Raw genomic sequence first — 8,571 nt, 5'->3', positions numbered from 1 at the left:
AAATACGGACTGATTAGAATCGCAAATGCGTTAATCAATCCAATAAATAACAGCGATTTAGATAAATGTTATAAACTTTTGTCATGTACTTAGGTCCAAAACATAAAGTCGCACCTTTATTATATCATGTAAATAAAGATGCGATACTTTTTTACTCTTGTGCTTACCGCTTCCTTTTTCCTTCTCCCTTATACGGGCTGTGATAACAAGGCATGGCACTAATGCCATTTTTTGATTTTGGCTGTTTCCCTTTGGGTTCATCACAGCGGGGTACAATACTCAAACCAAAACGCAGGTTGAGATTGCGTTGGTTTTCGAGTTTGAAGAAACCAAACAGGTTATCGGCGGCAGCATGCAGATGAAACACGCCCATCTTAACACCTAATCCGGCACCTATATTAAAGTAATCGCCATTGATGGCGGTATACGACAGCGACGCATTGAATCGTCTATAATCATAAGTGTTAGCCGATAGAGTGAAGGCCGGCATTAGTTTATTACGTTGCAGTCGGCTGTAAAAAACAGCTCCTGCGTTCAGATGATTGGTGAGCGTTCGCGTGGCTCCCAGGTAGAGCTCTGGCGTTAAGCGGGTGGTAAAACCGCCATTGTCGGGAACCGGCAAAAACTGGTGACGCAAGCTGTCATTAAGTTCCTGGGCATAATCGCCACTGTTAAAGTCGGTGGATGAATCGGTGCCTGTGAATTCAAACACCCCATCCGATACAAAGGTATTCAGATCGCTGCCCCAGCTGATAAGCCCCAGGTTAAGCAAACTGCCTGAGAACGTCGTCTTTTCATCGTATTGATAGATAAAACCAAAATCGAAGCCCATGCCCAGGTTCTTTTTGTTCATCATGTATTGCATCCAGTCAACATCTTCGCGTAATTCAATATTTTCGACATATCCTTCATCATCCAGCTCTACTTCAATGGGAAAAGACGTGTGGATTTTGGTATCTAAATCAATAAGCAAACCAAAATTATTGGAATTAGTGGTCAAGCCTCCTTGTGTTTTGGGCGTATAAACCGATCCTTTACCAAACAACAACTTGGCATGCACCCCTAATGTTAATCGTTCAGACACATCGCGCGCAATGCCCAGGGCATACTCCCTGAAATGCAGGCCATTTACTCTTAAACCATTGATGGAAGCCTGACGCCCCACAAATGGAGTGTTTCCATACCATACTAGTTCGGCCACTTCTTTAGGTACAGTGTTGTAAGACGTTATTTTCTCAGTCACTGATAAGGTTATCCAGTTATTCTTTAACCAGAAACCGGCATATAGCGGGGTATAATAAACCGATGATTGCACTATCTCGGTATTATTAAAATTATCAACCACCTGGTCGAAATTAAAGTAGGTTGAATCCACCGAGCTATCGTAGCGCAAGCCTTCATTCAGTGAAAAAGCACTGTTGTTATAATTAACATGCGTTGAAGCCAGCCCCGGGAAACCAACAATCCACTTGCATTGGTAGCTAACGGCCGGATTGACATAGTTGGCTTGTGGCACATCGTGCATCAGAAACAAAGTAAGGTTTTGTTGTGCTTCAGTGAGTTTGATGCTAAAAACCAACATTATAAGGAGTATATACCTGAGAGCTTTCTGCATCTAAAAGTTATTAATGCTATAATCGATTTGTGCCTGCACTCCGATAGCCGCTAACAGGCTATAATTATCAAAATTATTAACAACCTGCTGAGTCAATAGTAATTCATTAACAGCTCCTTTAATCACAATCTTTTCGGAGAATAATAAACCATCAATTTGTTCATCACTCAATGGAAGTTTATATGGGTATGGATCGGTGTGCATTTCTTGAATCACTCGTCCATTCTCATCAATTTCAGCCGCTTTTATAGAAAGTGGAGTAGGAGTTAAAGGAACATCCCTTCCATAGATGTCAATAAAGTACAGATCCACTTCAATTTCAGCCGGATAGTGGTTGGTAATATCAAATTGCAGCATCAACGAAACAATGTATTTGCGCTCGGCCACCGACGATTCAATGTTAAAGAAAACAGTATCCGACTCTGTCCAGCTAACCGGTGTTGAGCCAATAGGATCGGGTAAATCAAAAGGCAAATCAGTCACTTCATCGTACCGTGCTTCCAACTTACCCAGTGGCAGCGATAAGTTAGGTTTGAACTCGATTTCTTCAGATATTTTATTAGTATCTAAATCGGTGCAAGCCAACAAACTAAAAGCATATAGAAATATAAACAAAAGGCGTTGAAACATATTTCTCAAATTTGTGTAACTGGTGGTGCTTTATAATATTAACCATCAAGAAGACGAAAATATTGCCCGCTTAGTTGGCAATTTAAGGAATTAAAAAATGGTTTTCACTGAACTTCGTTTGTTAAAGGCTGTTTGATTTTTATGAAAGTCACTCTTCTTTTAATAGACTGTTTAATCATCTTATCGAGTGTCGGATGTCAATCATCACAAAAAAAAAGGAACATGCACACAAACGCTTTAATCAACGAAACCAGCCCCTACTTACTACAGCATGCACACAATCCTGTCGATTGGTATCCCTGGGGCGATGAGGCCTTGCAAAAAGCCAAAGAGGAAGATAAGCTGTTGCTGATAAGCGTTGGTTATTCGGCCTGCCACTGGTGCCATGTGATGGAGCACGAGTCCTTTGAAAATGAAGCTGTGGCAGCTATTATGAATGAGCATTTTATATGCATTAAAGTGGACAGAGAGGAACGGCCTGACGTGGATAAAATATACATGGAAGCAGTGCAAATGTTAACAGGACGTGGAGGCTGGCCCCTCAATTGTTTTGCCCTGCCCGATGGTCGGCCAGTTTGGGGTGGTACCTATTTCTCAAAACAACAATGGATACAGGTGCTTCAGCACTTAGCAGAATTAAATCAGAATGGCCAGGATAAACTACAGCAACAAGCTGAGGCTTTGACTCAGGGCATACAACAGCTGGAAATGCCATTAGCTGAAGCAATGGATACGCCTGATATTTATCAAGCGCTTGTTGATAGCCGCAGTCGATTTGATACTCACCATGGGGGCTTTGGTGCGGCGCCTAAATTTCCAATGCCTGTTTCGCTGCATTTAATCCATCAGCTGGGAAGCAACAAACAGGATAAAGAACTATTAGATTTTGTGCATTTAACGCTTGAACGCATGGCTTCTGGTGGCATCTACGACCAGGTGGGAGGTGGCTTTGCCCGCTACTCGGTTGATGAGCGGTGGTTTGCACCTCACTTTGAAAAGATGTTGTATGATAATGCCCAGCTCATCTCGTTGTATAGCAATGCCTATAAAACCACTCAAAATAAACTATACAAGCGCATTGTGGATGAAACTATTCAGTTCGTTGAGCGGGAGCTAACAGCACCCGAAGGCCTCTTTTATTCGGCACTCGATGCGGATAGTGAGGGAGAAGAAGGGCAGTTTTATGTTTGGAAGTTTCAAGAACTAAAAGATATAGTAGGCGATGACGAGCATTTTTTCCGTTATTTCAATATTGAAGCTTACGGCAACTGGGAAAAGGGTAACAACATTCTTCATGGTGATATAACACGTGAAGTATATGCTACTAACAACCAACTGCCTGCAGATGATTTTGACAAACAAATGACAGCCTCTCTACAGAAGCTATTAGAGGTGCGGGAGGGCCGCGTTCGACCCGGATTAGATGATAAAGCACTGACGGCATGGAATGCCCTGATGATAAAAGGTTTTTGCGAGGCTTACCAGGCCTTTGGCGAGCCAAGATATCTGTCACTGGCCGAAAAAGCGATGCACTACCTGATGCAGCATGCCAAACAAGAAAATGGCTCACTGCTTCGAACCACCAAAAACGGCATTAGTAAAATTGATGCCTTTCTCGATGATTATGCGTTTATGATTGATGCGCTCATCAGCTTGTATGAAGTAACGTTTAACGAAAGCTATCTGGATGAAGCAAATGTTATAACACGTTACACCATTGAGCACTTTTTCAACACAACGGCTCAGGTGTTTTATTATACGTCTAAAAGTGGCGAGCAGCTCATTGCCCGCAAAACCGATGTGCAGGATAATGTGATTCCTTCGTCGGTGGGTGCCATGGCGAACAACCTGATTCGTTTGCATCAGTTGTATCATATTCCCAAGTATGAAACCGTAGCCAATCAATTGATTCAAAAGATGTACAAATTAGCCTCAGAACACCCGACCTACTATGCACAATGGGCTTTACTAACACACTTACAAAATCAGCGACAGGAAATTGTTATTGCCGGTAAAGATGCTGAAAAGTTCAGAGGCGAACTACAAAAGCAGTTGCGACCGGGTGTTATTTATGCCGGCTCTTTGGATGGGGAATCAGAACTTGAACTATTGAAAAATCGCTATAAAGAAGGAGTGACTTTGATTTATCAATGTCAAAATAAAACCTGTGAGTTGCCGGTTGAAAAGCCTGAGGATATACAAACGCTTTAAAGTTAACCACAAAGGTCACTAAAAAAACTTCGTGTTCTTTGTGCATTAGTGGAATCGCATTTAAGAAATTCTTTTCTCAACTCAAGCCGTTGAGGCTTCCCCTTTTTGTTCATAAAAATTAGCCTTTGAAGGAATTCACGATTTACGCTACGCTTCAATTGCCTTCAGCGCAAAAAGGGGAGAAAAAGGCCGCCGACTAAAGCACTCGTTTACCCATTATGACATCACTACGGGAAAAATTTAATGATTGACAGCTTGGTATCAAATTTTTCTCCCCTCCGTTTATGCCAATGGGTCCCAAACTGCGTCACTTATGTCGGTATAGCGCAAGAAAAAACTTCATTAATTTTAAATGCGATTGCCGTGGTGGTAAAACAAAAAACATGCGAACCATCCTTCGATAATTCGCATGCAATCTATTAGGGTTGATTGTTATTAGTTAGATGATATACGAGTCCCCTTTCCTTTTTTATCAACAATAATTGATTCAATTGTGCCATCATCACCAAAAACTATTTCAACGCCTTTTTCTTTGTAATCCTTAATCATCTGAGCTTGCTCTTCCGGTGAGTAAGTCTTTTTGTTTTTCTCACGCTGCTGCTTAATATCCTCACCATCGTTTAGTGAAAAATTAATCGGCACTGTGAAACTCACATTAACTGCTTTTCCTCGTTGTTTTCCTGGTGTCCATTGTGGCATGGATGAAACAACACGAATAGCTTCCTCATCTAAAATAGAATGTCCACTACTTCGGGCTACTTTCACATCTTTTACGGTGCCATCATCAGCTACAATGAATGTAATATAAGCTCGTCCGAAGGCACCAGTATTTTGTGCTTCAGGCGGATACTTTACATTTGTGGCAATAAACTCGCGAAGCCCTTCCTCTCCCTTAGGGAATTCTGGCATTTCTTCAACTATAAAAAATACAGGTCCTGTCGTTCCCTTTAATTGGGCATTGGTATTTTCAACGGCTTCTTGTATCTCTATTTCGTCTTGTGTTTTTTCCGGCTCTATATCGCGCAGTTCACAAGCAAACAGCACTGCTACCAGCGATAAGGTAACAATGGCAAACACCGATTTTAAACTAAATAACTTTTGAATATTATCTTTCTTCATCATGGTAAATCGTTTTTTAGTAAGCGACTGGTTGAAGTTATTCACCGGCAGCAGGCGGGCACCCGTGGCCTGAAACAACAACAACTCTTTGTAACTTTTAGCTGAATAGCCCTTTTCGAGCACCTGCTTATCGGCCTGAAACTCGTGTAGCTCTTTGAGCAAACTGCGTAAGAACCACGCAAAAGGGTTGAACCATTGAACAATCAGCAGCAATTCGAGCAAAAGCACATCCCAACTGTGCCTGAGTCGAACATGGGTGAGTTCGTGAATCATAATCTGCTCCAGCTCCTTTTCGGAGTAGCGCGATTGATTGACAAACACCACATTAAAGAATGAAAAGGGATTGAACTGACCGGGCAGGTCAGCTACTTTATACCCATTAAAACTAATCAGTTTCACTTTACCGGCCAATCCGCCCAATCGGATAAAACCATAAAGCAAGCGCAGCAATAAACCACCGCAACCAATAATATAAAGCCATTTAAAAGCCGACGACTGTGCCACAACAGGCACTACAGCCGCTTTTGTGTTTTGGGCATAAACAGTAATGGCTTCCAACACATTTCCCACATATACTTCGCCTTCGAGCGCCACTGTTCTGTAAATTGAAAACGTAATCAGCGGAACAACGGTAGCAGCCAGCAAGGAGCTAAGCAGGTAAATGCGATTGAACTTAAAGGTTGGTTCGTAGTGCATTACCAAACGGTAAAATGCCGTTAGCAAGCCCAGTATGACAGCAGATTCAAATAAATAATTGACGATTAGGTTCATGACATTATTATTCTTAAATATATTAAGGTCGATGAAACATTAAATAAACACAGAGACGCAAAGACGCTGAGCTATTTAAGCTTGAAAAAAACACTCTGCGACTCAGTGCCTCAGTGTTGTTTTTTTCAGAGCATTTGTTTTTACATCATCCATCTTAATATGCATGATTACAAGTATTATTCTTTATCCAAATCTTTCTTTACATCATTCAGCAATTCCTCTAGTTGCTTGACATCCATTTTATCTTCTTTGGCAAAAAAGGACACCATGTTTTTAAACGAATCCTGAAAGTAGTTTGACATAAAGCGCTTCATAAAGGCTTTTTTATAAATCTCCTTTGAGACAATCGGAAAATACACATATCCCTTGCCGAGCTTTTCATGGTCGACAAATCCTTTGTTCTCGAGAATACGCACAATGGTGGATACTGTGTTATAGGCCGGCTTGGGTTCCGGCATTAGCTCTATGATGCTCTTCACATTGGTCTTGCCCAGTTCCCAAAGTTTTTGCATCACTTGTTCTTCTGCTTTAGTTAGTTCTTTCATTCTATTCAACTAAATTGTTAGTTCAAATATAAGGCATATTTTTAAAGGGAAGCATATTTTTCCACTATTTTTTTAGTTGGTAAAAATTCAGACCTCTTCTTCCTGCAAAATTTTCTCTGCTAAATCACGCACAAAATCGTGCTTCCTTATCTGCTCTTCTGCATCACCAAGGTCATAAGCTTCGAGTGTAAGCACATCAATCAACACCACGCCCAAAGCTTTAAATACCCGCTTAAATTGCTCAATGGTTATATCGCAGTCACCTTCACCCGAACCAGCAGGTAGTATCAATGCAGCACGTTTGCCATGTAGCTTTTTATTGACAAAGTAGGGTCTGAAGCGGTCAATCATTAGTTTTGTTTGTGCAGTGGGGCCAAACCAGTAAATGGGTGTACCAAAAATAATCACATCCGCCCATTCCATGTTTTTATATAAAACCGACATCCCATCTTTTTGGATACATTCCTGCTTGTCTACTTTACATCGGCGACAATCGATGCAAGGTTGAATTTGATGATGATACAGATAATAGGTTCGGCATGTAGCTCCGCTCTTGCTTAAATGCTCATCTAATCGTGTTGCGATAGTGGCTGTGTTTCCGCTCGTTCGTGGGCTTCCGATAAATATGGCAACGTGCATAAGGTTTTGATTTTATGTGTAACGCACAAAATACTAATGTTTTACAATTTAATCCATTTTACTTTGATTTTTAGGTGTAACAAATGAAGAAACCAGCTCGTCCTACCTCTGAATAACTTAAAACAAGGATGATGAAGAAAGCTATACTAATTATATCCATTATTTCAGTTGTATTACTCACATCAACGAATAGCACAGCACAAGAAAAATCGAAGAACCTTATTTCTGTTGAGGAAAAAGGAGGAAAGAATATTATTAAAGCACCCGGCGTAAAACTGGAAGTAGATGAACGCAACGACACCATCACCAAAATTACCATTGGTCGTCGGCGTTTTGAAGTGATTGAAGATTATAACCGGGCCCGCATAAGAATGGTGCGTGTGCCACGCGAAAAGTTTAAAGGCCACTGGGCAGGTTGCGACCTTGGTTTTAACGGTTATATGACCTCTGATTTCTCGACCGACCTGCCACCCGATGCCTTATTTATGGATTTAAACGCTTCTAAATCGGTTACTTTCAGCATTAACTTTTTACAATATAACATTGGATTGCAAAAACATAAAAACAACTTTGGTATGGTGTTGGGTGCCGGCTGGACATTCTATAATTACCGTACCGATCAGGCTTTTTACTTTGAGCGCGATGAAGCAACAGGCAAAACCATTGGTGTGCCGGTAGAAGATACGCGTAAGGTAGAAAAGAACAAGATTACCACGTCTTTTATTAATATTCCTTTGCTGTTTGAATGGCAGATACCCGCATCTGAACCTTTTCATCGTTTTTACATCTCAGCAGGGCCTTATTGTGGTTTTAAGCTGGGTGGACATACCAAAATCGTGTACAAAGAAGATGGCGATCGCAACAAAGACAAAGGCCGTGATGACATTAACCTGAACCCCTTCCAATATGGCGCCATGGTGCGCATGGGTTATCGCTTTATCAACCTGTATGCGACTTATAATTTTTCAACTTTTTATACCGATAATCGCGGACCTGAGCTTTATCCATTTACCATAGGCATCTCACTCATTCAATTTTAAA

7 protein-coding genes are annotated in these 8,571 nt (G+C 41.2%); 2 read left to right on the top strand and 5 right to left on the bottom strand.

Annotated elements, in window-relative coordinates; all coding sequences use genetic code 11:
- Nucleotides 1-163 precede the first annotated feature (163 nt).
- Together J1N10_RS08535 and J1N10_RS08530 are read right to left on the bottom strand one after the other, a co-directional pair.
- Nucleotides 164-1,615, bottom strand: a complete 1,452-nt coding sequence (locus J1N10_RS08535; RefSeq protein WP_262326275.1) for a DUF5723 family protein — start codon at nucleotides 1,613-1,615, stop codon at nucleotides 164-166.
- The gene (locus J1N10_RS08530; protein ID WP_262326274.1) at nucleotides 1,616-2,245 is read right to left on the bottom strand and encodes a hypothetical protein; all 630 of its coding nucleotides are present in this window, start codon (nucleotides 2,243-2,245) and stop codon (nucleotides 1,616-1,618) included.
- Between the two features lie 222 nt (nucleotides 2,246-2,467).
- On the opposite strand from J1N10_RS08530, the gene J1N10_RS08525 reads away from it, so the two are divergent.
- The gene (locus J1N10_RS08525) at nucleotides 2,468-4,456 is read left to right on the top strand and encodes a thioredoxin domain-containing protein (RefSeq protein WP_262326273.1); all 1,989 of its coding nucleotides are present in this window, start codon (nucleotides 2,468-2,470) and stop codon (nucleotides 4,454-4,456) included.
- A 435-nt stretch (nucleotides 4,457-4,891) separates the two neighbouring features.
- On the opposite strand, the gene J1N10_RS08520 is transcribed toward J1N10_RS08525, so the two are convergent.
- The 3 genes from J1N10_RS08520 to J1N10_RS08510 form a co-directional block, all read right to left on the bottom strand.
- Nucleotides 4,892-6,346 carry a M56 family metallopeptidase gene (locus tag J1N10_RS08520; RefSeq protein ID WP_262326272.1) on the bottom strand — a complete coding sequence of 485 codons (1,455 nt, stop codon included), beginning with the start codon at nucleotides 6,344-6,346 and terminating at the stop codon, nucleotides 4,892-4,894.
- 176 nt (nucleotides 6,347-6,522) lie between these two features.
- Nucleotides 6,523-6,891 (bottom strand): BlaI/MecI/CopY family transcriptional regulator, encoded by a 369-nt coding sequence (locus J1N10_RS08515; RefSeq protein ID WP_262326271.1) that lies wholly within the window; start codon nucleotides 6,889-6,891, stop codon nucleotides 6,523-6,525.
- Between the two features lie 87 nt (nucleotides 6,892-6,978).
- Complete coding sequence (locus J1N10_RS08510) at nucleotides 6,979-7,530, bottom strand: flavodoxin family protein (RefSeq protein ID WP_262326270.1); 552 nt, start codon at nucleotides 7,528-7,530, stop codon at nucleotides 6,979-6,981.
- A 131-nt stretch (nucleotides 7,531-7,661) separates the two neighbouring features.
- Here J1N10_RS08510 and J1N10_RS08505 point away from each other — a divergent pair, with 131 nt between their 5' ends.
- Nucleotides 7,662-8,570: a porin family protein gene (locus J1N10_RS08505; protein WP_262326269.1), complete on the top strand. Its 909-nt coding sequence runs from the start codon at nucleotides 7,662-7,664 to the stop codon at nucleotides 8,568-8,570.
- The last annotated feature ends 1 nt before the right edge of the window (nucleotide 8,571 follow it).

The sequence above is a fragment of the Carboxylicivirga litoralis genome, from assembly GCF_025499605.1.
Lineage (GTDB): Bacteria > Bacteroidota > Bacteroidia > Bacteroidales > Marinilabiliaceae > Carboxylicivirga > Carboxylicivirga litoralis.
The sequence above is the reverse complement of the archived record's forward strand: the minus strand, read 5'-3'. Positions and strand labels throughout refer to the sequence as shown.

What these genes read in the sequence shown, in the direction of transcription:
- J1N10_RS08520 (WP_262326272.1), bottom strand. Translation starts at nt 6,346, where the DNA reads ATGAACCTAATCGTCAATTATTTATTTGAATCTGCTGTCATACTGGGC.
- J1N10_RS08530 (WP_262326274.1), bottom strand. Translation starts at nt 2,245, where the DNA reads ATGTTTCAACGCCTTTTGTTTATATTTCTATATGCTTTTAGTTTGTTG.
- J1N10_RS08510 (WP_262326270.1), bottom strand. Translation starts at nt 7,530, where the DNA reads ATGCACGTTGCCATATTTATCGGAAGCCCACGAACGAGCGGAAACACA.
- J1N10_RS08515 (WP_262326271.1), bottom strand. Translation starts at nt 6,891, where the DNA reads ATGAAAGAACTAACTAAAGCAGAAGAACAAGTGATGCAAAAACTTTGG.
- J1N10_RS08535 (WP_262326275.1), bottom strand. Translation starts at nt 1,615, where the DNA reads ATGCAGAAAGCTCTCAGGTATATACTCCTTATAATGTTGGTTTTTAGC.
- J1N10_RS08505 (WP_262326269.1), top strand. Translation starts at nt 7,662, where the DNA reads ATGAAGAAAGCTATACTAATTATATCCATTATTTCAGTTGTATTACTC.
- J1N10_RS08525 (WP_262326273.1), top strand. Translation starts at nt 2,468, where the DNA reads ATGCACACAAACGCTTTAATCAACGAAACCAGCCCCTACTTACTACAG.